The sequence below is a fragment of the Streptomyces sp. NPDC052052 genome (assembly GCF_040680455.1).
Taxonomy (GTDB): Bacteria; Actinomycetota; Actinomycetes; order Streptomycetales; family Streptomycetaceae; genus Streptomyces.
Genome location: NZ_JBFAWU010000032.1, coordinates 14432 through 38335, shown reverse-complemented (window position 1 = coordinate 38335; position 23904 = coordinate 14432). Strand labels below are relative to the sequence as shown.

Genomic DNA, 23904 nt, shown 5'->3' with positions numbered 1-23904 from the left:
ATGTTCGCCACCGGCCGTCTGGCCTCCAAACTGTCCCGACCCGGCATCGCGTTCCGCGCACTCCCGGTCGCCTCCCGCATCGCCCTCGGCGTGCTGATCGTCGTCGTCCTCGGCGCCGTCTTCGCGCCGTTGCTGACGCAGGACCCGCTCACCACCGGCACCCCGGTCCAGGCCCCGAGCGCCGACCACTGGTTCGGTACCGACCGGGCCGGCCGCGACGTCTTCGCCCGGGTCGTGCACGGCTCGCGCTACTCGCTGATCATCGGCCTCGGCTCGACCGCCGTCGCCCTGATCGCCGGATCCGTCCTGGGCGCCCTCGCCGCCACCTCGCGCAAGCTCGGCGACGAATCGGTGATGCGCACCCTCGACGTGGTGATGTCGTTCCCGCCGATCGCCCTGGCCGCCGTCCTCGTCGCGGTCTTCGGCACCAGCATCCCGGTCATCATCTTCACCATCGCCTTCGTCTACACCCCGTCGCTGGCCCGCGTGGTCCGCGCCAACGTCCTGTCCCAGTACGGAGAGGACTACGTCGCGGCCGAGAAGGTCATCGGAGCCCGACGGGCCTACATCGTGGTGCGGCACGTCGCCGTCAACTGCATGGCCCCGGTCATGGTGTTCGCGACCGTCATGGTCGCCGAGGCGATCATCTTCGAGGCGAGCCTCTCCTTCATCGGCGCCGGAGTCCAGGACCCCGACCCCAGCTGGGGCAGCGTCCTCGCCTACGGCCGGCAGATCCTCCTGGCGGGCGGCTGGTGGGCCACGTTCTTCCCCGGCCTCGCCCTGCTGATCACCGTGCTCGCGCTGAACATCCTCTCCGAGGGCCTCACCGACGCGTCCGCCGCGCCGAAGCAGGCCCGCACCACCCCCGGCCCCTCCACCGCCACCACGGCAGCGGACCCGGTGGAGGCCCGCTCCACCGTCGACATCGACGCCGCCCTCACCCAGCTCGCCGAGCGCATCCACGCCCAGGAGCCGACCATCACCCCGGTGCGTGAGGACGCCGACGAACTCCTCGTCGTACGCGACCTCGCGATCCGCTTCCCCGACCGGTACGGCGACGTCCCGGTCGTGGACGCGCTCAACTTCACCGTCCACGAGGGCGAAACCCTGGGCCTGGTCGGCGAGTCCGGCTGCGGAAAGTCCATCACCAGCCTCGCCGTGATGGGCCTCCTGGCCCGCAACGCCGAGGTCAGCGGCGAGATTCTGTACCGCGGCCGGGACCTGCTGAAGCTCTCGCCGAAGGAGCGCCGCGCCCTGATGGGCCCCGAGATCGCGATGGTCTACCAGGACGCGCTCTCCTCCCTCAACCCGTCGGTGCTCGTGGGCACCCAGCTGAAGCAGCTCACCTCGCGCGGGGGCACGAAGACCCCGGCCGAACTCCTCGAACTGGTCGGCCTGTCGCCCGAACGCACCCTGCGCAGCTACCCGCACGAGCTCTCCGGCGGCCAGCGCCAGCGCGTCCTGATCGCCATGGCACTGTCCCGCAACCCCCGTCTGCTCATCGCCGACGAACCGACCACCGCCCTCGACGTCACCGTCCAGGCCCAGGTCGTCGAACTCCTCGTGCAACTCCGTGACGAGCTCGGCTTCGCCATGGTGCTCGTCTCGCACGACCTCGCCCTCGTCGGCGACCTGTCGCACCGCGTCGCGGTGATGTACGCGGGCCGGCTGGCCGAGATCGGGGACACGCGTTCCGTCCTCACCGCGCCCACCCACCACTACAGCCGCGGCCTGCTCGGCTCGGTCGTCTCCCTGGAGGCGGGCGCCGAACGGCTGCACCAGATCCGCGGCGTCGTCCCCGCACCCCAGAGCTTCGGCGAGGGCTGCCGGTTCGCCTCGCGCTGCGGCGCGGCCACCGAACTGTGCCGCACCACCACACCGAAACTCACCACCCGCGCCGACGCGCAGGACCACGGCTTCGCCTGCCACCACCCGGCGCAGGCCGCACAGCTGGAAGGGAGCGCCCTGTGATCAGGCTCGACGGCGTCCACGTACGCCACAAGGCACGCAGCGGCGGGCTCTTCAGCCGGGACGCGGTGCACGCACTCACCGACGCCACGCTCGAGGTCAAGAAGGGCGAGATCGTCGGCCTGGTCGGCGAGTCCGGCTGCGGAAAGTCCACGCTCGCCCGGGTACTGACCGGACTCCAGAAGCCCACCGAGGGCGAGGTCCGCTTCCACGGGCGCGACCTCTGGGAGATGTCCGCGTCGCAGCGCCGCAACGACTTCGGCTCCGCCGTGGGTGTGGTCTTCCAGGACCCGTCCACCGCCCTCAACCCCCGGCTCACGGTCCGTCAGATCCTGCGCGACCCGCTCGACGTGCACCGGCGCGGCACCCGGGAGGAGCGCGAGGCCCGCGTCGAGGAACTCCTCGACCTGGTCGGCCTGCCCGACCACACCCTCGCCGCACTGCCCGGACAGCTCTCCGGCGGCCAGCGCCAGCGCGTCGCCATCGCCCGCGCACTGGCACTCGAACCGGAACTGATCGTCGCCGACGAACCGACGTCCGCGCTCGACGTCTCGGTCCGCGCCCAGGTCCTCAACCTCCTGGTGGACCTGCGTGAACGCCTCGGCCTCGGCATGGTGTTCATCTCGCACGACATCCAGACCGTGCGCTACCTCGCCGACCGCATCGCCGTCCTCTACCTCGGCCGCATCGTCGAGGAAGGACGCGCGGCGGATGTCGCGGGCGCCCCCTCGCACCCGTACACCGAGGCGCTGCTCTCCGCGACGCCCAGCCTGCTGGAGACCACCGAGCGCATCGTGCTCACCGGCCCGGTCCCCTCGGCGACCAACCCGCCGACCGGCTGCCCGTTCCGCACCCGTTGCTGGAAGGCGGACGACGCGTGCGCCACGGTCTTCCCGGTGCTCACCGAAGGCGCCGACGGGCACCGTTGGCATTGCGTCCACCCCCAGACCCCCGTGTCCCCCTCCGGGGACGCAACCCCCGTACCATCCGCAAGGAGCACCGAATGACCGCCCGAACCCCCCGCTACTCGGGAGTGATCCCGCCCGTCGTCACCCCGCTCACCGCGGACGGCGAGCTCGACCGCCCCTCCCTGGAGCGGGTCGTGGGGCATCTCCTCGACGGCGGTGTCAGCGGGCTGTTCGCCCTCGGCAGCTCCGGCGAGACCGCCTATCTGACGCCCGGACAGCAGGACGAGGTCATCAAGGTCATCACGGCGGCTGCCGCGGGCCAGGTGCCGGTTCTCGTCGGAGCGATCGAGACCACCACCAACCGTGCGATCGAGCGTGCCAACCGCGCCGCCGAGCTCGGTGCGGACGCCGTCGTCGTCACGGCGCCGTTCTACACCCGTACCCACGACACGGAGATCGACCGGCACTTCAGGGATGTCGCCGCCGCCGTCGACCTGCCGCTCCTGGCGTACGACGTGCCGGTCTGCGTGCACAGCAAGCTCGACCCGGAACTCCTGCTCCCGCTCGCCGCGGACGGGGTGCTGGCCGGTGTGAAGGACTCCAGCGGCGACGACGGTTCGTTCCGACGGCTGGCCATCGGCGCCCAGGAGCTGCCGGACTTCTCCGTGCTCACCGGCCATGAGCTGGTCGTCGACGCGATGATGCTCGGTGGCGCCGACGGCTCGGTCCCGGGGCTCGGCAATGTCGACCCGCACGGGTACGTACGCCTCCACGAGGCCGCGGTGCGTGGCGACTGGGCCGCGGCGAAGACCGAGCAGGACCGCCTCGTCGGGCTCTTCGACATCGTCCGCGCAGCCCGTCCCGGCACGGCGTCCGCCACGGCGGCGGGACTCGGTGCGTTCAAGACCGCGCTGATGCTGCGCGGGATCATCGCCACCAACGTGATGAGCCCGCCGATGCGCCCGCTGGACGCCGCGGAGACGGCGACCGTCGCCGCCTACCTGGACCGCGCGGGGCTCTCCACGGTCTGACGCTCCAGGGACCCGTTGCTCGGACGGGACGACGAAAGGTCCGGTGGGACAGCATGTGCTGTCCCACCGGACCTCTGTGCATGGGGTGCGTCAGTCCCGCGAGGCGCGGCTGCGGCGCATCAGCAGGCTGCCGCCGAGCACCATCGCGGCACTGGCGGCACCGGCGATGCCCAGGTTGGTGTCCGTGCCGGTGTGCGCCATCTCCGGCTGGTGGTGCTGCGGCGTGTGCTGCCAGGTGTGCTGCGGCGGATTCTGGTCCCAGCCGTGGTGCCAGGTGTGCTTCGGCGGGTTGTGGTGCCAGGAGGTGTGGGTCGGCGGCTTGTGCGTGGGCGGCTCGTGCTCGGGCGGCTCGTTCGTCGGCGGCTCGTGCTCGGGCGGCTCGTTCGTGGGCGGCTCGTTTGTGGGCGGCTCGTCGTCATGCCCGGGCGGGCAGTCGTCGTGGTGGTGGTCCCCCTTGGTGGGCGGCTTGTGGTGCGGCGGCTTGTGGTGCGGGGGCTTGTGGTTCGGCGGCTCGGGGGTGTCCTGGCCGCCCGGGGTGTCCTGGCCGCCTGGGGTGTCCTGGCCGTCCTCGCCGTACCCGCACCGGTTGCCGGTGGTGGGGTTCAGGAGACCGACCACGTCGACCGTGTTGCCGCAGACGTTCACCGGGACGTCCACCGGCGCCTGGATGAGGTCGCCCGACAGCACACCGGCGGAACCGGAGGCCGTGCTGCCGGCGTTCGCGCCCTGGGCGTCGCCCGCAGCCGGGCCGTCGTCCTCGTTCGCACACTCGTTGCCGAACGCGGGGTTCACCAGACCGATCACGCTGACCGTGTTGCCGCACACGTTGACGGGAACGTGGACCGGCACCTGCACGGCGTTGCCCGAGCCGACCCCTGGCGAACCGATGGCGTCGCCATCGGCCGACGCGTCCGCGAACGCGTATCCGCCGGTCGCGGTCAGGACGGCTGACGCCGCCGCCACGACCAGCACGCTCTTACTCAAGGCTTTTCGCATTGGTTGCCCTTTCCTAGGACATTCCGTGGACATTCCGTGCGAGCGGAACGCTCGCGGCTCATTCATCAAGCGGCGCGGAATCCGTGCTCGGCAGATGCCGGATCGGTACGCCTGATAAAAGCCATAACGAGGCGGAATTGTTGAGGAAACCCGAAAGGCTGTGGAAGTTTGGTGACCACTCAGACGGATGATCCAGGCGCATCCACCTTGACGTACGACGTATCCGCCGAATGCTGGGACCTGCTCCAGGGAATGTGCGGGCGCCACCTCCCCGGATGTCGGGGAATGGGAGGGTGAATGACCCTGAAGCCCCAGGGGAATTGTTTCGTACTCCTGTCCGTGCGTGCTGGCATTCGGGTGAATGGAGAGAACTAAACGCACGGTCGCGAGTTGGGCAGGGGGCTCCGGTCCGGGGCATCCAGCACGGGAAGGGTTCATCGTGATCAAGAAGGTTCTGGCTACGGGTGCCGTCGCTGCCTCCATCCTCGGTCTGGGCGCGACGCAGGCCATGGCGCTCGGTGACGAGGGTGGAACCACGTCGGTCAACGGCAACAGCGCCTCGCAGTCGTTCGGCAACGCCGAGACCCGTGGTGACGGCAGCCCCCAGTTCGGCCTGGTGCAGGGCAGCCTGAACAAGCCGTGCATCGGCCTGCCGGCCAAGGCCAACGCAGGCTCGCTCCTCGGTCTGGTCCCGGTCACGGTCCATGACGTCGACGTCCTTTCCTCGCCGCAGAACCAGCAGTGCACGGAGAACTCCACCCAGGCCAAGGGTGACGAGCCGCTGTCGCACATCCTGAGCAACATCCCGGTCCTCACCGGCAACGGCATCGGCAACGGCTGATCCGGCCCCCATGAACGACCCGGGCTGCCGACGTTCCTCCTCCGTGCAGCCCGGGCCCGCCGCTGCCTTCCCGCGTGCCGGTGCACCGGAGAGGCCGGCGAACCCGCCGGTGACGTCAAGTGATCGTTGCTGCGTCATGCGGCGGTTCTCGGAAATCTTCTTTTTGAAGATATTCGCTCGCGGTCCTCAATCGTTACGAATTGCAGTGGCGGAGTCGCGGGTCGCAGGACCGCGCTCGTGCGGCACGAAAGGCGTGACCGCTTCGAACTCCGTCACAGAAAGGGATGAAAATGAAGTACACCAAGGCCGCTGCCATTGCCGCCGGAACCCTGATGGCGATGGGTGCCGCCGCGCCCGCGTTCGCCGACTCCGGTGCCGAGGGCTATGCCACCAATTCCCCCGGCATCGTGTCGGGTGACCACATCCAGGCCCCGATCCACCTTCCGGTCAACCTCTGCGGGAACTCCGTGAGCGTGGTCGGCGTGCTCAACCCCGCGTTCGGCAACTTCTGCCCCGCTGCCTGATTCCTGGTCCTTCTGACCGGGCACTCTTGAACGGAAGGCTCCGGTGCGCATTCGCTGCGTGCCGGGGCCTTTCTTCGTCCTGGTCGTCGATCGAGTGGTTGCGGAAAAAAGAAGAACTGTGCAGTTGCCCTGCCGCAACCGCATCGTTGCCCAGGGCGAGTGCGGTGGACGTCACAGCCGAAGAGGGCTGGTGCGGCGCGGGTGCGCGACCGATACGGCTGCCGCTGCAGAAGGGAACCCGAAAGTGAAGTACGCGAAGACTGCTGCCCTCGTCGTCGGTTCTGTAGCTGCTCTTGGAACGGCCGCTCCCGCCTTCGCCGTTGCCACGGCCACAGGCCCGAACTTCAGCCTCAACGGTGGCGTCAACCAGGTAGTGGAGAGCGCCCCGCAGGCTGTCGACCCGGTCGTCGACACGGTGGGCGGCGCCGCGGAATCCGTGCAGGGCACCGGTGCCGTCACCAGGCTGACCGGGGGAGCAGCGGCTCCGCTCATGGGCGGACTGCCGATCGGCGGCTGATCCCGCGCGCGACCGCAGCCTCCTGCGCATGCGGAGCGGGCCGCAGGTCACGCAGCGCGTGTGCGAGGAACGGCGGGTCCGTGAAGGCACCGTTCGAGTGAAGAGGCACAACCATTCCCGCGGCCTTGAGTTGATCAGGGCGCTCCGGACAGGCGGACAACAGAAAACCCAGAAGGGCTATTTCATGATCAAGAAGTTCATGGCCTCGGCAGCCGTCGCTGCTTCGGTCGTCGGTGTCTCCGCGGCGATCGCCCCGCAGGCCCTGGCGCTCGGCAACGAGGGTGGTACGACAACGTTCAACGGCAACGGTGCCGACCAGTCGTACGGCAACTCCGCCACCCACGGTGACTGGAGCCCGCAGTTCGCGCTCATCCAGGGCTCGCTGAACAAGCCCTGCGTCGCGCTGCCGGCCAAGGCCAATGTCGGTTCGGTCCTCGGCGGGATCCCGGTCGGGCTCCAGGACATCAACGTCCTTTCCTCGCCGCAGAACCAGCAGTGCGCGGAGAACTCCACCCAGGCCAAGGGTGACGAGCCGCTGTCGCACCTCCTGAGCAACATCCCGGTCCTCTCCGGCAACGGGGGCGGCAACAACTAGCGATACTCACTCCGGTCGCCCGCCATCGGCACCTCGGCCTCGTCGAGGACAGCGCCACGGGCGACTCCGGGCACACCTGTCCGCAGTACGGGAGTATCGAGGGGTCGACACGTCCACGCGGCTGCCATGCCACGGCGGCTCGGACGCGTCGATCCCTTCTCGTGCGTCCGGGGCCTGATGGACCCCTCGAAGGGGCGGGCCGGCTGGGCCGGATGCCGTAGTGACGGCAGGCGCCACCCGACGCACCGGGTAGGGGCCGTCCATGGACCAGTACAACAGCCAACACCCCTGCGGCCGGCAGTGGCACGCACAGGACGCCACACCCATCTACGACCGGTTGCTCGCCGAATGGCAGGCAGCCCGCGCCAGACCGGAGCAGGCGCCGTCCGCGCAGCCCGGGAGGTCTTCCGCGGAGAGCCGTGTTCCGGCCGCCCGTACCTCCGACGAGACGGTCGACGGGTGACCGGTTGAATCATCGAACTCATGGCGGATCAAGCCCATGTGAGTGGCGCGGCGGAACCGACGCTTTCGTAGCGGGTTGATCACTACGTTCCACAACGGGTCGCTCCGAAAGGTGAAGCGTGATGAAGGAGATGATGGCCGGCGCGGCTGTGGCCGTGTCCCTGGTCGGTCTGTCGGCTGCCGCAGCCCCTGCGGCCATGGCGGTCGGCAACGGCGAGGGCACCACGTCGGTCAACGGCAAGGGGGCCGTGGACTCGTTCGGCAACAGCGTGACCCATGGCGACGGCAGCCCGCAGGTCGAGCTCGTCCAGGGATCGCTGAACAAAGCCTGTGTCGGCCTGCCGGTCCACGCCAACGCCGGCTCGCTCGGCGGCCTGCTCCTGCCGGTCGCGGTGCAGGACGTCGATGTCCTTTCCTCGCCGCGGAACCAGCAGTGCGCGGAGAACTCCACCCAGGCCAAGGGGGACGAGCCGCTGTCACACATCCTGGAGGGCATCCCGGTGCTCTCGGGCAAAGGATTCGCCAACCGCTGACGTACACGCAAGTGCGGGCGGCCATGGGGGAGTTAACCCCCGGTCCTCCGCATCGGGCGTGCACGGAACAGCCGAGCGGCGTCCGGGGCTTTTTGCCCCAGGGCTCCACACATCAGGATGCCCACCGTTCCACGGGGGGCGGTGGGCATCCGGCTTACGGGGGCGATGCGTTCAGCCCAGGCTGCGTACCGGAAGGACGCAGTGGGCCGAGGTCATGATGACCTCCGGATCGCCGGCGAAGGAGCGCAGCGCCTCCTCGCTCACCGGTCGGCCCGGTGCGCCCTGGGGCCATGGACGGGTGGCGAACATCGTGTGCACCTCGCCCCGCCCTTCCGCCGCGGCCAGCCACTCGGGCGGTGCGGTGTACTGGGCGGTGAAGTGAGGAAGCGTCAGGACCGCCTGGCCTGCCTGGACGAGCAGCTTCACCGGGAGGCCCGGGGTTTCGGCGGCGTACACCGGACCGGCCTCCACCGGCAGGCCGCTGCGGCTCAGGGCCACGCGCAGGGCGGCCTCGCCGACGGCCGGGCCCTCCGCGCCGTCTCCCAGTGAGTACACGAGAAGGAAGGCGACGTCCTGGGTGCCATCGGGATGTTCGCCGCTCCATCCGATCAAGGCGATCGTGCCCAACTGGGCTGGGGTGAAGGTGCCGTTGGAGGTCTGAGGTGGGGTCATGCTCGGCACCCTAGTGGTCTGGTATCGGTCGTTGTGCGGAGGTATCACCTGATCGAGGGAAAAACATGGTTGTCTCCGATGCGTGTGGCCGCGACGGTGCTGGGTCGGCGCAGGGGACGTTGTGCCGAAAAATGAGTTGACGCCCTTCGGCGGTCGCGGACTATCGTGTGCAGCGTTCCGGTCGGCGGGGCAGAACCGCCGGTGCCGGCCCGTGTGTGAACCAGGAGGTGAGGACATTGATGACTGTCGCTGTGGTGGGTGCTTCCCACAACCAGAAGTTCGTCGTTCCCACCCCCGTGGTCGCCGGCTGACCTCTTCCTGAACTCCGCGCGCCCGTGTGCGCGCTGCCGGGGCCACCCTGTGAAGGGTTTCCCTTGTCTTCTCCGTTCTCTTCTTCGTCGTCCTTCGCTTCTTCTGCTCGGGTCCCGTCCGCGTCGCACCCGCTGTCCCCGTACGGCTGGGACGACGGCTGGGCCGCCGAGTTCGCCCCGTACGCGGGTCAGGGTCTGCTGCCCGGACGGGTGGTCCGGGTGGACCGTGGGCAGTGCGATGTCGTCACCCCGCACGGCACGCTCCGGGCCGACACCGCCTTCGTCGTACCGCGCGATCCGATGCGGGTCGTCTGCACCGGCGACTGGGTCGCGGTCGACCCCGACGGCGACCCGCGGTTCGTACGGACGCTGCTCCCGCGGCGTACGGCCTTCGTCCGCTCGACCTCCTCGCAACGTTCCGAGGGGCAGGTGCTCGCCACCAACATCGACCACATCGCCATCTGTGTCTCGCTCGCCGTGGAGCTCGACCTGGGGCGGGTGGAACGCTTTCTCGCACTCGCCATGTCCAGCTCCGGAGGCGACGCGCTGTTGCGCGACGGGGTGTCCGCCGTGGACGGCGCCGCCCAGCCGGTCGTGGTGCTGACCAAGGCCGATCTGGTGCCGGACACCGTGACGCTGTCGCATCTCGTCCAGGACATCGAGGCCGTCGCGCCCGGGGTGCGGGTACTGCCCGTCAGCTCCACCACCGGTGCGGGAATCGATGTGTTCACGGCCCTCGTCTCGGGCGGTACGAGCGTGCTGCTCGGAGCGTCCGGTGCGGGCAAGTCGACCCTCGCCAACACCCTCCTCGGCCGCGCCGAGATGGAGGTTCAGGCCGCCCGTGACGTCGACGGCAAGGGCCGGCACACCACCACGACCCGCAATCTGCTGGTCCTGCCGGGCGGGGGCGTGCTGATCGACACTCCCGGACTGCGCGGGGTCGGTCTCTGGGATGCGGAGACCGGCGTCGGCCAGGTCTTCTCCGAGATCGAGGGGCTGGCCGAGCAGTGCCGGTTCCGCGACTGCGTCCATGAGGCCGAGCCCGGCTGCGCGGTGCTGGCGGCGGTCGAGGACGGTTCGCTGTCCGGGCGTCGCCTCGACAGCTTCCGCAAGCTGCTGCGCGAGAACCAGCGCATCGTCGCCAGGACCGATGCCCGGGTGCGGTCCGAGATGCTGCGGGAGTGGAAGCGCAGGGGCGCCGAGGGCCGGGCCGCGATGGACGCGAAGCGGGGCCGGATCCGGTGACCGCACCCTCCGTGTGACGTCCGGGTCCGCCGGCGCCGCGTGGGGGAGCCTGACGTACCGTCCGTGCGGAGCGGGCGGTACGTCAGCCCCAGGCGACCGCGCCCAGCCAGGCGCCGGTCACCAGCAGACAGGCGTAGAGCTCGACGAGCAGGGAGTATCCGGTCGTCCGCATCACCGTGCGGACCGACGCCCACCCCGACCCGTGACTGCCGAGCCGCAGCCGCTCCGTCGCGTAGAGGGCCCCTACGTATCCGGCGATCCCGCCCACCACCGGCACCACGAAGAAGCCCAGGATCGCACCGGCCCCGCCCAGCATCAGCGTCTTGCGCGGAACCCCGGACGCACGCGGGCGACGCGACGGCAGCAGGGGTCTCAGCGCCTGGTTCAGCAGCAGCAGCGTGGTGGCGCCCAGGAGTACGCCCCAGGCGACCGGAGTGCGGTCGGTCAGCGCCCACCACACCACGGCGGCCCAGATGATCGCCGGTCCCGGTACCCCCGGGACCAGCACGCCGACCAGGCCGAGAAGCATGACCAGACCGACCGCGACGAGCTGCCACACTCCCATCCGACCAGCCTGCCGGAGTACGGCCCGTCCCGCCCGTCGGCGCCGCTCACCTCAGGGCCGTATACGCAACTCGGAACCGGGCCGGCCGGCCGGACGGGAGCACCGGGCCCGGGCATCCGGCGCGGCCTCGTTCAGGCCCGTGGCGTCCGGGACACCCAGCCCCGTTCGTAGGCGTGCCACCCCAGCTGCAGCCGGGTCGACACCCCGGTCAGTTCCATCAGTCCCTTCACCCGCCGCTGCACGGTCCGCAGCCCCAGATCCAGCTGCTTCGCCACGCTCGCGTCGGTCAGCCCCGCCAGCAGCAGCGAAAGGATCTCCAGGTCCGTCGCATCGGGGGCGGTGGAGGTCTCCTCCAGCCGGTTGTCCCTGCCGAGCCTGAGCGGCATGGCGTCGCGCCACACGGCCTCGAAGAGCCCCGTCAGCGACTCCAGCAGCCCGGAGGCGTGGACCACCAGCGCCGCAGGCTCCGCGTCACGTCCGGTCAGCGGCACCATGGCCAGCGCCGAGTCCGCGATGACCAGCTTGGTGGGCACCCGGTCGACGACCCGGCACTGCTCGTCCCGGCTCAGTGCGGCCGACAGCTCCAGGATCCCGGACGGCAGCGACAGCACCTCGCGTTCGACCACCACCCGGAACGTCACCCCGCGCGTAGCGGCCTGCTCCTCGGACTCGTTCTCCAGGCCGCTCACCGCGATCGGCTTCCCGGTGACCAGGGCGCACACCTCGCTCGTGGCCCCCAACTGCAACTGGTGGAAGCGGTGCGCCACCGCGCTGGCGCCGGTCACCACCTCGACCAGATCATGGACCGCGGTACCGGAGGCCTCCGCCCGGTACTCCTCGGCGAGCACGGCCGCAGCCAACTCCGCCTGCTCCAGCTCGTGGCGTTGCTGCGTCAGCAACGCACCCAACGCCACGGCCGGCGGCGCCGCCACCCAACGGCCCGCACGGGACGGCGACTGGGCGGCCAGCCCGAACTGCTCCAGCCGGCGCAGGGCCCGTTCGGTGTCCGGTACGAGCAGTGCCAGCCGGTGCGCGAGATCGGAGACCTCCGCCGCTCCCACCGCCACCAGCGCGCGGTACGCGGCCTCCTGTGTCTCATCGAGACCTATGGCTCCCAGCATGAGCGGACTCCTCCCGGACGCATTCATTCCGCATGATGTCTCCGTCGTCGGGCGCCCGGTCGTGGCGGAAAGCGGCCACGGCGTAAACCCGCCGTGCACATCATCCCTTTATCGCCTAACGCTCTGCCAATGTGGCGCCACCGCAGTTACCAACAATCTCCGGAACGCTGCGGTTTGTTCTAAGACATTCCGGTTTCACTTGGGGAGAGCGATGCGCCCGATATCGCGTACGGCACTGGGAGCGGCCACCGCCGTTGTCCTGGCTGCCACCGCGATCGCACCGTCCGCGGCGACGCCGCAGGACGACACGACCGCGAAGAGACCGCTGACCGGCAGTGCTGCCGCCGCGGCCAAGGAGAGCAAGCCGGTCACGGTCACCCTGGTGACCGGTGACCAGGTCCTGGTCGGCACGGACAGCTCGGGGAACTCGTCGGTCACGGCCCTGCCGCGCGAGGACGGAACCGTTCCGCTCGTGCAGACCAGGCAGTCCGGCGAGGACTTCTACGTCTACCCCGACAGCGCCACCGACGCGCTGGCCGCGGGCACTGTCGACGAGGAACTCTTCAATGTGACCGGGCTCATCCGCCAGGGTTACGACGACGCGAGTGCCACGTCGCTTCCGCTCATCGCCACGTACAGCGCGAGCGCGGCACGCTCCACGCCCGCCACGCCGCGCGGCGCCAAGCGCGGGCTCTCCCTCGAGGCCATCAACGGTGTCGCCCTCAAGGCCGACAAGGAGAAGGCGGCCGACTTCTGGTCGGACGTCACCAACACCCGCTCGCGTTCGGCCGCCGGTCTGAAGAAGCTCTGGCTCGACCGCAAGGTCGAGGCCACCCTCGACAAGTCGACCAAGCAGGTCGGCGCCGATCTCGCCTGGGCGGCCGGCTTCGACGGCAAGGGAACCAAGGTCGCCGTCCTCGACACCGGTGTCGACGCCGAGCACCCCGACCTCAAGGGACGGGTCGTCGCCGCGGAGAACTTCACCAACTCCAAGGGGCCCGACGACAACCACGGCCACGGCACGCACACCATCTCCACGGTGGGCGGCAGCGGCGCGGCCAGCGACGGCAAGAAGAAGGGCGTCGCCCCCGGCGCCGACCTGATCTCGGGCAAGGTCCTCAACGACAGCGGCGACGGCGCCGAGTCGTGGATCATCGCCGGTATGCAGTGGGCCGTCGACCAGAAGGCCGACGTCGTCTCCATGAGCCTCGGCAGCGCGACGCCGACCGACTGCACCGACCCGATGAGCGTCGCCGCCGAGCAGCTCGCCCAGAACGAGGGCACCCTGTTCGTCGTCGCGGCGGGCAACTCCGGTCCGACGCTGAACACCGTCTCCTCCCCGGGCTGCGCTCCCAGCGTGCTGACCGTCGGTGCCGTCGACCGCAACGACGACACGGCTCAGTTCTCCAGCCGTGGACCGGCGATCGAATCGCACACCCTCAAGCCCGAGATCGCCGCTCCCGGCGTCGGTATCTCGGCTGCCGCAGCGGGTGGCCGCGGCGTCTACGCCTACCGCTCGATGTCCGGTACGTCGATGGCCACGCCGCACGTCGCGGGCGCCGCGGCCATCGTGAAGCAGCGTCACCCGGACTGGACCGCCCAGCAGATCAAGTCGGCCCTCGTGTCCTCCGCGAAGAGCGACATCTCCGGCGACGTACGCGAGACCGGTGCCGGCCGCCTCGATGTGAAGGCCGCCATCGACACCACCGTCCTCGGCGCCTCCGCCGTCCAGGGCGGCACGTTCAACTGGCCGCAGGACAAGAGCGACCGCACCACGGTCGAGGTCCCGTACACCAACGCCGGCACCGAGCCGGTGAAGCTGTCGCTGAAGGTCCAGGGCGTCACCGGCAACGACGGCTCCGCCGTCCACTCCGCCGTCGCCAAGCTCGGTTCGAACAGCGTCACCGTTCCGGCCGGAGCCACGGTCAAGGTCCCGCTGACGCTCGACCCGACCGCGAAGCTGAAGGCCGCCCAGTACGGTGACGTCACCGGACGTGTGCTGGCCACCGGCGCCGACGGCGTCAAGGTCTCCACCCCCTTCTCGCTGTACGTCGGCGCCGAGACCGTCACCCTGCGCGTCAAGGTCATCGACCGGGAGGGCGAGCCCGCTTCGGGCGCCACCTCGCTCGACATCATCGGCACCGACAACTCCAGCGGCGAGCGCCGCTACAACAACGGCGCCACCGACCAGGTCTACCAGGTGCGCCCCGGCGCGTACTTCCTCTCCAGCTTCGTCACCTCGCCGGACCTGGACGACGCCACCGGCAACGCGATCGACTCCATCGCGTACCTGGCCCGGCCGCAGCTGAACGTCACCAAGGACACCACCGTGGTCCTGGACGCCCGCAAGGCCCACCGGATCCAGGTGAAGACGCAGGACCACGCGACCGAGAGCCGCTCCACCGCGCTCACCTTCGGTCGCAGCTGGGACGAGGTGTGGCTGCACTCGGGCTCGATCTCGGCCGGCCGTACCGTCTCGAACTACCTGGTCGACATCCAGGGCAAGGCCAGCGACGGTGACTTCGAGTTCGCCAGCTCCTGGCGTGCGTACGCACCGCAGCTCGAATCGCTCTCGGTCGTCGGTGGCATCGAACTGCACCCGCGCACGGCCAGCACCGGCTCCGTCAACCTCGACGGTACGGGCGAGGCAGCCCTGGTCGACGCCGGCAAGGGCACCGCGGCCGAGCTGGCCGCCGCCGGTGTCGAGGGCAAGATCGCTCTGATCTCGGTCGAAAGCTCCTCGCTCTACACCCAGGCGGCCAACGCCAAGAAGGCCGGCGCCAAGGCGATCATCGCCTACCGGCAGGCCGCCGGCCCCTGGCAGCCGTCCGTGGGCTACGGCGCCGCCCCGCTGCCCGCCCTCGGAATCGAGAAGAGCGAGGCCGACAGCCTGCTGGCCTCCCTGGCCGACGGTGCCGTGACGCTGCGCTGGAAGGGAACGGCCGTCAGCCCCTACGTCTACAACCTGGTCTTCCCCGAGACCGGACCGGTCACCACGGACAAGACGTACAAGGTCCGTGACAAGAAGCTCGCCAAGTCGACCGCCACGTACGACGCGATGGGCCTCGCGGCCGACTACGTCGACACGATGATCTTCAGCCGTCCGTACGGCGGGTCCTACTCCACCGGAACGCTCGACACCGTGACCGTCCCGGGCACGCGCGCCGAGTACTACACGGCGGACGAGACCGGCTGGGAGCGTTGGGTCTCCTCCAGCTTCCCCTGGGGCGAGTACATGGTCGACCCGGACCACACCTACAAGGCCGGTTCGCAGCACACGGAGAACTGGTACCGCGGCATCCTCGCCCCGGCCGCCCCGCGCGACTCCCAGGGCAACGAAGGACTCGCCGCCGAGCGTCAGGACAACCTGATCGGCGTCGCACCGGCCTTCTGGGGCGACACCGAGCACACCGGCGTCCAGGGCTCCTTCGGAGACACCGGCAGCCTCCGGCTCACCAGCGGCGGCGAGGTGGTCGGTGAGACCGGCTGGCCGTCCGGAGTGTTCACCGTCCCGGCCGAGGACGCGGCGTACGAACTCACCCTGTACACCTTCAAGTTCGGCTCGCCGGCAGCCGTGTGGAAGCGGTCCCCGCAGACCGAGACCACCTGGAAGTTCCGGTCGAAGCAGGACGAGACCGTGGTCTCGCAGGGCATCCCGCTGCTCTTCCCCCGCTACGACCTGGCGATCGACGGGCTCAAGAACCTGGCGGCCGAGGACGGTCAGACGATCGGTCTGAGCGTCGGTGGCCACGCGGGCTACACCCCGGGCAAGCTGGTCTCCGCCAAGGTCTCCTACTCCTACGACCGTGGCCAGACCTGGACCGAGGCCACCACCGCGGAGAAGGGCGGCCAGTGGACCGCGACCGTGAACCACGCGGACGCGGCCGGCAAGCTGGTCACCCTGAAGACCGAGATGACGGACGCCAACGGCAACACCGTCGTCCAGACCGTGACCGAAGCGTACGGCGTGCGCTGATCACACCATGACCGGTCCGCCGGGCGTCCTTCCCGTGGGGGGTGGGGGCGCCCGGCGGGCCCATTTTCGGGGCTGCATTTGTCCGGATGCCCCGTTATCGCGCGGCTCTGAGGGCTGTCCCGTCATCCCCGGTGGATGAGCGCGCGGCGTCAGATGCGGTGCATCGCGAGGCGGAGGGTCGTCCTCATACCGGGTTGTATGCGGACGAGCCCGACAACGCTGCGAGGTGCCGTAGCTGTCGTCGGGCGCCCGCCGGGGATTACGGGACAGCCCTCAGCTGTGGACAATGAGGGCATGAGCCAGCAGGGGGAGACGCCCGCCGCCCACGAGGACGACTGGTGGCGCAGGCTGTACGAGGAGTCCACCAGGGACATCGGGGCGAGCGGTGCGGCCGACACCGTCGACGACCGTTTCGACTCGGCGTCGGGGGCGGTGGGGCCGAACACCGGGGGCGGGGAGGCGATCGTGCCCGGGCCCCCTGCGGCGGTGGTGCCGGGCCCCTCGTCAGGTCCGCCCCGCGCACCCGACTTACCCCGCCCCGGGCGCGGCCGTCCGGGTGACCGGCCGCCCAGCTACGACGCCGCGCCCACCGCGCTGCCGGCCGCCGACCCCGGGGAACTGCACGGTCTCGTCGCCGACACCGTGCTCGACGGTGCCCGGTACGGCACCTACACCCTGCGGGCCGCCTCGGTGCGCGGGGACTCTGCACGGTTGCGGGGCGAGCCCCGCCGCGACGCCCTGCTCACGGCGCGCTTCGGTACCGACGAGAACGCGCTGGTCATGGTCGCCGTCGCCACCGGGGCCCGGGCCACCGAGCGGGCGCATCTGGCGGCGGCCGACGTCTGCCGCTGGATCACCGGGGCGGTCGGCCGCAGCCATGTCCGGCTCGCCGGGGACATCAGGGCCGGTCGGCGCGGCGAGCTCAAGTCCGGCCTGCACCGGCTCACCGACCGCAGCTACGGCAGGCTGCGTGCCCGCGCCGCCGAGTTGGGGCTCGAACCGCGGCACTACACGGCGAGTCTGCGCTGCCTCCTGCTTCCCGCGGACCCCGACTGCCGTACCCGGGTCTTCTTCGGTATCGGCCCCGGCGGGCTCTTCCGGCTGCGCGACGGCATCTGGCGAGACCTCGAACCGGAGGTTCTGGACCCGGCCCGCATCAGCGGGGAAGCCGTGGTCGGATTCGGCTCCCCGCCTCCGGGGAGCGGCCCCGGCCAGGGGGACCGCCGCACCGGGGAACCGGCCGCCCCCACGGGCCTGCCCTCCCACGCCGAGCAACCGCCCGAGCCGCCCGCCGAGCCGTTCCGGTTCCGCGCCTCGGTGGCCCGGCCGGGGGACACCCTGCTGCTGTGCAGTACCGGTCTCGCCGAACCGCTGCGCGGTGAACCCGCACTCGCCCGGGAGCTCGCCGGACGCTGGACCCGCGACCGGGTGCCCGGGCTCGCGGCGTTCCTCGCGGACACCGGGCTGAGGGTGAACGGGTACTCCGACGACCGTACGAGCGCCGGCGTCTGGGAGGCGTAACCGCGCGTGTCATGGGTTGATGGATGCGGAGTCCGGAAGCCGAAGCGCGGAAAGGGCAGGCACCCATGGCCAAGCAGAACGTGTCGGAGCAGTTCGTCGACATCCTCGTCCGGGCAGGCGTCACCCGCATGTACGGCGTCGTCGGCGACAGTCTCAACCCGGTCGTCGACGCCATCCGCCGCAACGCCGCCATCGACTGGATCCAGGTCCGGCACGAGGAGACCGCCGCGTTCGCCGCCGGGGCCGAGGCCCAGATCACCGGTTCGCTTGCGGCCTGCGCGGGATCCTGCGGCCCCGGCAACCTGCACCTCATCAACGGCCTGTACGACGCCCACCGCTCGATGGCACCCGTGCTCGCCCTCGCCTCGCACATCCCGTCGAGCGAGATCGGGCTCGGTTACTTCCAGGAGACCCACCCGGAGCTGCTCTTCCAGGAGTGCAGCCACTACAACGAGATGATCTCCAACCCGCAGCAGATGCCCCGGCTCCTGCAGACGGCCATTCAGCACGCGGTCGGCCAGGGCGGCGTCAGCGTCGTCTCGATGCCGGGCGACATCGCCTCGCAGCCCGCCCCGGAGAAGTCGATCGAACACGCACTGGTCACCGCGCGGCCCACGGTGCGGCCGAGTGACTCGGAGATCGAGCAACTCAGCCGGATGGTGGACGAGGCGAAACGCGTGACGCTGTTCTGCGGCAGCGGCACGGCAGGGGCCCACGCCGAGGTGATGGCGTTCGCCGAGCGGGTGAAGGCTCCGGTCGGCCACGCGCTGCGCGGCAAGGAATGGATCCAGTACGACAACCCGTTCGACGTCGGGATGAGCGGGCTGCTCGGGTACGGCGCCGCCTACGAGGCGACCAACGAGTGCGATCTCCTCATCCTGCTCGGCACCGACTTCCCGTACAACGCCTTCCTCCCCACCGATGTGAAGATCGTCCAGGTCGATGTGCGCGCGGAGCGCCTCGGCCGCCGCTCCAAGCTGGACCTGGCGGTCTGGGGCGATGTCCGGGAGACGCTGCGCTGTCTGACCCCGCGGGTCAGGACGAAGACTGACCGCAAGTTCCTCGACCGGATGCTGAAGAAGCACGCCGACGCGCTGGAAGGCGTGGTGAAGGCGTACACCCGCAAGGTCGAGAAGCACATCCCGATCCATCCCGAGTACGTCGCCTCGGTGCTGGACGACCTGGCGGACGACGACGCCGTCTTCACGGTCGACACCGGTATGTGCAATGTGTGGGCCGCGCGCTACCTCTCGCCCAACGGAAAGCGCCGCGTCATCGGTTCGTTCAGCCACGGCTCCATGGCCAACGCGCTCCCGCAGGCCATCGGCGCCCAGTTCGTCGACCGGAACCGGCAGGTGGTGTCGATGTCCGGCGACGGCGGATTCACCATGCTGATGGGCGACTTCCTCACGCTGGTCCAGTACGACCTGCCGGTGAAGGTCGTCCTGTTCAACAACTCCTCCCTGAGCATGGTCGAGTTGGAGATGCTGGTCGCCGGCCTGCCGTCGTTCGGGACGACCAACAAGAACCCGGACTTCGCGGCGGTCGCGCGGGCCTCCGGGGCGTACGGCGTACGGGTGGAGAAGCCCAAGCAGCTCGAAGGTGCCCTCAAGGACGCCTTCAAGCACAAGGGCCCGGCACTGGTCGACATCGTCACCGATCCCAACGCGCTCTCCATCCCGCCGAAGATCAGCGCGGACATGGTGACCGGTTTCGCGCTCTCCGCCAGCAAGATCGTGCTGGACGGCGGGGTCGGCCGGATGGTCCAGATGGCCCGCTCCAACCTGCGCAACGTACCCCGCCCTTGAGACGCCGTCGGGCGCGCGGCGCTGCTACACGCGCGGCGGTCGCGGCAGGTGTGTGATCCGCGCCGCAGGTGGGGGGCTACGGCGCGGATCGGCTCCGGGGACCGGGCCTCAGCAGCCCTGGTCGATCAAGGGATCCGTGGAGGGAATCGCGTAGTCCCCATGATGACGCGCGTAGACCGGGTGTCGTCAACGGCAACCCGTGTGAATGTTGTGGAAGTTGACCGGGGGAGGGGAATGCGTCGCCGATATGTCCGGAGTTCCGGTGGTCGTTCCGTCTTCCCTGTGCGCCTGCTGTGGGGCGAGGCGGTCCGGCTCGAGCCGGACGGCGAAAGGCCCTGACGCTCCGGGAGATACCCGGCCGTCAGGGCCCTGAGTGGAGAATCAGCCGAACTGCTGCTCCAGATCCTTCAGTTTGCGCTCCAGCGAGTCGAGCCGGGGCAGCGCCTGGGTGTCGTCCTCGGCGGTGAGGTCGACGGTCAACGGATCACGGGAGCTCTGGCTCGACGAGCCTGAGCTCGACTTCGTCACAGCCTGCAGGGAGGGCCGGGCGCGCAGGGGCAGTTGTTCCGGCTCGGGTAGGGCAGGCTCCATGGAGGACTGGGCGGAGCCCGCCCCGGAGGAGATGGCCTGCACGTCCACCTGGGTGCCGCCGCGGCCGACCCGGCGCCAGGCCCGGTTCTGCCGGTTCATCGCCTTGATGCGGGCCCGGTCCAGCTTCGCCTGGTCCTTCCTGCGCAGACGGTTCTCCTGCTTCTCCCGCCGGTCCTCCCGTACTTCCTCGACCGCCTCGTCGAGGGTGCGTACGCCCTCCAGAAGCATCAGCGACCAGGCGCCGAAGGTCTCCCGGGGGGCGCGCAGCCACCGCACGATCCGGATCTGCGGCAGCGGACGCGGTACGAGCCCCTGTTCGCGCAGGGCGGCCCGGCGGGTCTGCTTCAGCGCCCGGTCGAAGAGAACGGCCGCCGAGAGCGACATCCCCGCGAAGAAGTGCGGGGCACCCGCGTGGTCGATCCCGCGCGGCGCGTGCACCCAGTTGAACCAGGCGGCCGCGCCGGCGAACGTCCATACGAGCAGCCGTGATCCGAGCGCCGCGTCACCGTGGCTCGCCTCGCGGACCGCGAGCACGGAACAGAACATCGCGGCCCCGTCGAGGCCGAACGGGACGAGGTACTCCCAGCCGCCGGAGAGGCCGAGGTTCTGCTCGCCGAAGCCGACGAGCCCGTGGAAGGAGAGCGCGGCGGCGACCGCCGCACAGCAGAAGAGCAGGACGTACGAGGCGGTCGCGTACAGCGCCTCCTTGCGCCTGCGGCGTTCCTCGCTGCGCTCCCAGCTGTCGTCGGTCGTGGACTTCTCGGCGGCGCGCTTGCCGCGTGCGACCACCGCCACCGCCGCCGCGACCCCCGCGAGCAGCACGGCAATCGGAAGCAGCCAATTGAGCGATATGTCGGTCAGTCTCATGCGCGGTCCCTTGCGTCGCGTAGGGCATTTCGGGCGCCATGATTGCCGAAACCCCAGCACGCTCAGGGAGTTTCGGGGCAAGAGAACGCCAATGGGTTGGCAGGGCATACGGATAGCCGGGATCTGGTCGATTATCCGTACACGGCCAGCGATGTGCGTTCGAATAGTACTACCCGTGCGGGGTGCGTTGATCAGTGAGCAGGCGTCAGTTTCCGTACCCGGTCGGCATCGCAGGTGCGCGGGCAGGTGACGCAGGTGTCCTCCGGGCGCAGCGTGTAGAACAGGCAGCAGCTGGCCCGGTCGCGGGTGGGCAGCGCTTCGCCCTCGGGGCCGGTCAGCTCACGGAAGCCCGCCGATCCGACGAACGGCTTCGTGGTGCCCGGCAGGAGCGCCTCCAGCTCGGTCATCGCCCGCTGCTCCTCGCCGAGCAGATGGGCGATGTACCAGAGGCCCTCGACGATCTCGTCGGTCGCCATGCCCCACAGCGCCCGTCGCCCGCGCCGCATGCGTGGTCCGAAGCCGTCCAGCACCGGGCCGATGTGGTCGGCCACCGAGGCCAGCACCTCGGCCCGCAGCGCCGCCTCGTCGGGAACCACCCGGGCGCCCGGCAGGGCGGCGGCCGGGTCGCCGGGAAGACAGGCGAACTCTCCTACGCGTACGGCGAGTTGTCCCTGTGCACGTTGGAAGGCCACGTCCTCGACCGGGATCCGGGGCACCCGGCGGTGCAGGAACCACGGCACCGTCACCAGCAGGCAGGCGGGCCAGGCGTACCGGTGCAGCCCGAAGCAGGCGACCACGTCGGTGCGGGGTTCCTGCCCGTAGTCCCGCAGCACCTGCGCATGGTCATGGGCGAGGAAGGCGTCGAGTGCGGCGCCCCCCGCGGCGAGCTCGCCCGCGCCCACCCAGCCGGCCCCGCCGGGGATGGGCTCGCCGTCCGACAGCACCCGCGTGCGCACCCCGGGGAAGACCTCGGTCAGGCGCGCGTACGCGTCCGTCACGGCGGACGCGGTGTTACCGGTGAGAAGCGCGGGGAGGGTCATGCAGAGCCGCCGAATCGCGATCGTTTACAGGTAAGCCTTACCTTACCCGAGAGGATCGATGTGTGAACTGTCGTCGGCGCCGCTTATCGTGCACTCGGACAGCGCACGCGAGCCGTAGCCGCGGCGGCCAGAGGAGGTCTGAGTGGAGCAGGGCAGAGGGCGTGAGCGGGAGCGACCGGCTTCCGCGGTGTCCGCCACCGCCCAGGAGTCCGTACAGGTGCCGGGACAGACCCGTGGCGAGCACCCCCACAGCGAGCCGTTCGCCCCGAGGCCCCTGGTGCAACGTCATTCCGTGCGCGGGCAGGTCCTGGAGTCCCTGCGCGCGGCCCTGGCCGACGGCCGGCTGGTCCCGGGGGAGGTTTACTCCGCCCCGGCGCTCGGTGCCCGTTTCGGGGTCTCCGCCACCCCGGTGCGCGAGGCGATGCAGCAGCTGGCCGTCGAGGGCGCTGTCGAGGTCGTACCGAACAGGGGCTTCCGGGTGTCCCTGCGGGGCCCGCGCGAGCTGGCCGAGCTGGCCGAGGTGCGGGCGCTGATCGAGGTCCCGGTCATACTGCGGCTGGCCCACACCGTCCCGCCGGGCCGTTGGCGCGCCCTGCGTCCGCTGGCGGACGCCACCGTCACGGCAGCGGCCATGGGTGACCGGGCGGGCTACGCCGAGTCCGATCGCGCCTTCCACCACGCGGTCCTGGCGCTCGGCGGCAACGAGCAGCTGGTGATGGTCGCGGACGATCTGCACCGCCGCTCCCAGTGGCCGCATGGGAGCGGTCCCACGGCCGACCGTGTCGGGCTGCTCGCCGATGCGGCCGAGCACACGGCCCTGATCGACGCTCTGGTCGCCCAGGACCTGGCCGTCGTGCGGACGCTCGTGCGGGAGCACTACACCGGGGCCGCGAGCTGACACCGGTACGGCAGCGGGGCCCGGCCGCGACGGCCCCTGCCCGGCGCTGTCCGCCCGTACCGCCGGTGCCGTACCGCCGGTGCCGTGAGGACGGCGCGGCGTTCAGCTCTCCTCGGCCGCCCTCGCGGGCGGCGGGTCCAGGTGCGGGGCCAGCCAGGTCGGCACACCCCCCAGGAGCCGGAAGAGCCTCCCCGCCTCGGCGCGCAGCCGGCTCGCCGTCTCGGGTTCCGGCTCGGAGTCGGCCAGCGAGATCAGGGCCGGAGCCGTTCCGATCAGGTACCCCAGCTCCTCCCTGATCCGCAGGCACTCGGCGAAACCGTGCCGTGCCTCCGCCACCTCGCCCTCGCGCAGCGAGAGCAGGGCCAGATGACGCCAGGTCGAGGAGAGCAGCAGGGCGTCCCCCTGTGCGGCGGCACCGGCATGGGCCCTGCGGTACGCGGCGCGCGCGGCCTGCGGCGAGTCGGCGATGTTCTGTGCGATCAGCCCCCGGCGGTAGTCCAGCAGCGGGCGGGCCGGTGCGGACGGGGCGAGCAGTGCGGCCGCCCGGCTCAGGGCGACGCTGGCCTCGTCCGCCCGGTCCCGTACCCCCAGCAGCGTCGACGCGTACGCCAGATGGCCGCGTTCGCAGGCGGCGGCGCCGCGTTCGGCGTCGTCCTGGGCGAGAGCCTCCGCGGTGCGCAGGGCGTCCTCGGCGTCGGTCCAGCCCTGCCCCGTGTAGAGGCACCGCTCGATCAGCAGGCCGGTCCGCTGGAGCGCCGCCGCCGGGTCGGTGGCGGCGTCGTGTTCGAGCAGTGCGGCGGCATCCGTCCAGCAGGCGCGTGACCGCAGGCGCCATACCGCTGTCTGGAGCGGCGGATCGTCATCTGCTGTCGTTCCGGAACCAGACATGGCGGTATGCGCCACATTGCCCTCCC

At 70.5% G+C, this 23904-nt stretch carries 21 protein-coding genes; 14 read left to right on the top strand and 7 right to left on the bottom strand.

The genetic code is table 11. The features are described from left to right. Genes AB0L71_RS29880 through AB0L71_RS29870 form a run of 3 tightly spaced genes read left to right on the top strand, consistent with a single transcriptional unit; the run spans nucleotide 1 to nucleotide 3907 of the window. A complete protein-coding gene (locus tag AB0L71_RS29880; RefSeq protein WP_365248820.1) occupies nucleotides 1-1971 on the top strand; it encodes a dipeptide/oligopeptide/nickel ABC transporter permease/ATP-binding protein in 1971 nt (656 codons plus the stop codon). Further along, entirely contained in the window at nucleotides 1968-2975 is a 1008-nt protein-coding gene (locus AB0L71_RS29875) for an ABC transporter ATP-binding protein (RefSeq protein ID WP_365248817.1), read from the top strand. Before AB0L71_RS29880 ends, AB0L71_RS29875 begins: the two co-directional genes overlap by 4 nt. Then, nucleotides 2972-3907 (top strand): dihydrodipicolinate synthase family protein, encoded by a 936-nt coding sequence (locus tag AB0L71_RS29870; RefSeq protein ID WP_365248814.1) that lies wholly within the window; start codon nucleotides 2972-2974, stop codon nucleotides 3905-3907. The genes AB0L71_RS29875 and AB0L71_RS29870 overlap by 4 nt, the downstream gene beginning before the upstream one ends. A gap of 90 nt (nucleotides 3908-3997) precedes the next feature. Here AB0L71_RS29870 and AB0L71_RS29865 read toward each other — a convergent pair whose 3' ends face one another. Continuing rightward, nucleotides 3998-4903 (bottom strand): chaplin family protein, encoded by a 906-nt coding sequence (locus AB0L71_RS29865; RefSeq protein ID WP_365248811.1) that lies wholly within the window; start codon nucleotides 4901-4903, stop codon nucleotides 3998-4000. Between the two features lie 439 nt (nucleotides 4904-5342). On the opposite strand from AB0L71_RS29865, the gene AB0L71_RS29860 reads away from it, so the two are divergent. The 6 genes from AB0L71_RS29860 (at nucleotide 5343) to AB0L71_RS29835 (ending at nucleotide 8375) form a co-directional block, all read left to right on the top strand. Continuing rightward, nucleotides 5343-5744, top strand: coding sequence for a rodlin (locus AB0L71_RS29860; protein WP_365248808.1), 402 nt, complete (start codon nucleotides 5343-5345; stop codon nucleotides 5742-5744). A gap of 290 nt (nucleotides 5745-6034) precedes the next feature. Next, complete coding sequence (locus AB0L71_RS29855; RefSeq protein WP_365248805.1) at nucleotides 6035-6268, top strand: chaplin; 234 nt, start codon at nucleotides 6035-6037, stop codon at nucleotides 6266-6268. A 244-nt stretch (nucleotides 6269-6512) separates the two neighbouring features. Beyond that, a complete protein-coding gene (locus tag AB0L71_RS29850; RefSeq protein ID WP_365248802.1) occupies nucleotides 6513-6785 on the top strand; it encodes a hypothetical protein in 273 nt (90 codons plus the stop codon). Nucleotides 6786-6969: 184 nt separating this feature from the next. Next, complete coding sequence (locus tag AB0L71_RS29845) at nucleotides 6970-7380, top strand: rodlin (RefSeq protein ID WP_365248799.1); 411 nt, start codon at nucleotides 6970-6972, stop codon at nucleotides 7378-7380. A 262-nt stretch (nucleotides 7381-7642) separates the two neighbouring features. After that, on the top strand, nucleotides 7643-7843 hold the full coding sequence (locus tag AB0L71_RS29840; RefSeq protein WP_365248796.1) for a hypothetical protein: 201 nt from the start codon (nucleotides 7643-7645) through the stop codon (nucleotides 7841-7843). Between the two features lie 121 nt (nucleotides 7844-7964). Next, entirely contained in the window at nucleotides 7965-8375 is a 411-nt protein-coding gene (locus tag AB0L71_RS29835; protein WP_365248793.1) for a rodlin, read from the top strand. Nucleotides 8376-8546: 171 nt separating this feature from the next. On the opposite strand, the gene AB0L71_RS29830 is transcribed toward AB0L71_RS29835, so the two are convergent. Continuing rightward, nucleotides 8547-9047: a DUF5949 family protein gene (locus tag AB0L71_RS29830; RefSeq protein ID WP_365248790.1), complete on the bottom strand. Its 501-nt coding sequence runs from the start codon at nucleotides 9045-9047 to the stop codon at nucleotides 8547-8549. 374 nt (nucleotides 9048-9421) lie between these two features. Here AB0L71_RS29830 and rsgA point away from each other — a divergent pair, with 374 nt between their 5' ends. After that, nucleotides 9422-10603, top strand: coding sequence for a ribosome small subunit-dependent GTPase A (gene rsgA / locus AB0L71_RS29825; protein WP_365248787.1), 1182 nt, complete (start codon nucleotides 9422-9424; stop codon nucleotides 10601-10603). A gap of 82 nt (nucleotides 10604-10685) precedes the next feature. Here the strand turns inward: rsgA and AB0L71_RS29820 are convergent, their stop codons facing one another. Both AB0L71_RS29820 and AB0L71_RS29815 read right to left on the bottom strand, forming a co-directional pair. Continuing rightward, a complete protein-coding gene (locus AB0L71_RS29820) occupies nucleotides 10686-11168 on the bottom strand; it encodes a DUF456 domain-containing protein (RefSeq protein WP_365248784.1) in 483 nt (160 codons plus the stop codon). A 131-nt stretch (nucleotides 11169-11299) separates the two neighbouring features. Beyond that, a complete protein-coding gene (locus tag AB0L71_RS29815; protein ID WP_365248781.1) occupies nucleotides 11300-12289 on the bottom strand; it encodes a helix-turn-helix transcriptional regulator in 990 nt (329 codons plus the stop codon). A 211-nt stretch (nucleotides 12290-12500) separates the two neighbouring features. Between AB0L71_RS29815 and AB0L71_RS29810 the strand changes: the two genes are divergently transcribed. The 3 genes from AB0L71_RS29810 to AB0L71_RS29800 all read left to right on the top strand — a co-directional run bounded on the left by AB0L71_RS29810 (nucleotide 12501) and on the right by AB0L71_RS29800 (nucleotide 19594). Next, a complete protein-coding gene (locus tag AB0L71_RS29810) occupies nucleotides 12501-16265 on the top strand; it encodes a S8 family serine peptidase (protein WP_365248778.1) in 3765 nt (1254 codons plus the stop codon). A gap of 294 nt (nucleotides 16266-16559) precedes the next feature. After that, nucleotides 16560-17786 carry a protein phosphatase 2C domain-containing protein gene (locus AB0L71_RS29805; RefSeq protein ID WP_365248775.1) on the top strand — a complete coding sequence of 409 codons (1227 nt, stop codon included), beginning with the start codon at nucleotides 16560-16562 and terminating at the stop codon, nucleotides 17784-17786. A 65-nt stretch (nucleotides 17787-17851) separates the two neighbouring features. Next, a complete protein-coding gene (locus AB0L71_RS29800) occupies nucleotides 17852-19594 on the top strand; it encodes a pyruvate dehydrogenase (RefSeq protein WP_365248772.1) in 1743 nt (580 codons plus the stop codon). A gap of 381 nt (nucleotides 19595-19975) precedes the next feature. Here AB0L71_RS29800 and AB0L71_RS29795 read toward each other — a convergent pair whose 3' ends face one another. Together AB0L71_RS29795 and AB0L71_RS29790 are read right to left on the bottom strand one after the other, a co-directional pair. After that, nucleotides 19976-21052, bottom strand: a complete 1077-nt coding sequence (locus AB0L71_RS29795) for a DUF2637 domain-containing protein (protein ID WP_365248769.1) — start codon at nucleotides 21050-21052, stop codon at nucleotides 19976-19978. 191 nt (nucleotides 21053-21243) lie between these two features. After that, entirely contained in the window at nucleotides 21244-22092 is an 849-nt protein-coding gene (locus AB0L71_RS29790; protein WP_365248766.1) for a (2Fe-2S)-binding protein, read from the bottom strand. Between the two features lie 187 nt (nucleotides 22093-22279). On the opposite strand from AB0L71_RS29790, the gene AB0L71_RS29785 reads away from it, so the two are divergent. Continuing rightward, a complete protein-coding gene (locus tag AB0L71_RS29785) occupies nucleotides 22280-22990 on the top strand; it encodes a GntR family transcriptional regulator (protein ID WP_365248888.1) in 711 nt (236 codons plus the stop codon). Nucleotides 22991-23092: 102 nt separating this feature from the next. On the opposite strand, the gene AB0L71_RS29780 is transcribed toward AB0L71_RS29785, so the two are convergent. Further along, nucleotides 23093-23878 carry a hypothetical protein gene (locus tag AB0L71_RS29780; protein WP_365248763.1) on the bottom strand — a complete coding sequence of 262 codons (786 nt, stop codon included), beginning with the start codon at nucleotides 23876-23878 and terminating at the stop codon, nucleotides 23093-23095. Nucleotides 23879-23904: the final 26 nt, after the last annotated feature.

What these genes read in the sequence shown, in the direction of transcription:
- AB0L71_RS29845 (WP_365248799.1), top strand. Translation starts at nt 6,970, where the DNA reads ATGATCAAGAAGTTCATGGCCTCGGCAGCCGTCGCTGCTTCGGTCGTC.
- AB0L71_RS29865 (WP_365248811.1), bottom strand. Translation starts at nt 4,903, where the DNA reads ATGCGAAAAGCCTTGAGTAAGAGCGTGCTGGTCGTGGCGGCGGCGTCA.
- AB0L71_RS29855 (WP_365248805.1), top strand. Translation starts at nt 6,035, where the DNA reads ATGAAGTACACCAAGGCCGCTGCCATTGCCGCCGGAACCCTGATGGCG.
- AB0L71_RS29835 (WP_365248793.1), top strand. Translation starts at nt 7,965, where the DNA reads ATGAAGGAGATGATGGCCGGCGCGGCTGTGGCCGTGTCCCTGGTCGGT.
- AB0L71_RS29805 (WP_365248775.1), top strand. Translation starts at nt 16,560, where the DNA reads ATGAGCCAGCAGGGGGAGACGCCCGCCGCCCACGAGGACGACTGGTGG.
- AB0L71_RS29870 (WP_365248814.1), top strand. Translation starts at nt 2,972, where the DNA reads ATGACCGCCCGAACCCCCCGCTACTCGGGAGTGATCCCGCCCGTCGTC.
- AB0L71_RS29830 (WP_365248790.1), bottom strand. Translation starts at nt 9,047, where the DNA reads ATGACCCCACCTCAGACCTCCAACGGCACCTTCACCCCAGCCCAGTTG.
- AB0L71_RS29840 (WP_365248796.1), top strand. Translation starts at nt 7,643, where the DNA reads ATGGACCAGTACAACAGCCAACACCCCTGCGGCCGGCAGTGGCACGCA.
- AB0L71_RS29800 (WP_365248772.1), top strand. Translation starts at nt 17,852, where the DNA reads ATGGCCAAGCAGAACGTGTCGGAGCAGTTCGTCGACATCCTCGTCCGG.
- AB0L71_RS29810 (WP_365248778.1), top strand. Translation starts at nt 12,501, where the DNA reads ATGCGCCCGATATCGCGTACGGCACTGGGAGCGGCCACCGCCGTTGTC.
- AB0L71_RS29820 (WP_365248784.1), bottom strand. Translation starts at nt 11,168, where the DNA reads ATGGGAGTGTGGCAGCTCGTCGCGGTCGGTCTGGTCATGCTTCTCGGC.
- AB0L71_RS29780 (WP_365248763.1), bottom strand. Translation starts at nt 23,878, where the DNA reads ATGTCTGGTTCCGGAACGACAGCAGATGACGATCCGCCGCTCCAGACA.
- AB0L71_RS29795 (WP_365248769.1), bottom strand. Translation starts at nt 21,052, where the DNA reads ATGAGACTGACCGACATATCGCTCAATTGGCTGCTTCCGATTGCCGTG.
- AB0L71_RS29790 (WP_365248766.1), bottom strand. Translation starts at nt 22,092, where the DNA reads ATGACCCTCCCCGCGCTTCTCACCGGTAACACCGCGTCCGCCGTGACG.
- AB0L71_RS29815 (WP_365248781.1), bottom strand. Translation starts at nt 12,289, where the DNA reads ATGCTGGGAGCCATAGGTCTCGATGAGACACAGGAGGCCGCGTACCGC.
- AB0L71_RS29880 (WP_365248820.1), top strand. Translation starts at nt 1, where the DNA reads ATGTTCGCCACCGGCCGTCTGGCCTCCAAACTGTCCCGACCCGGCATC.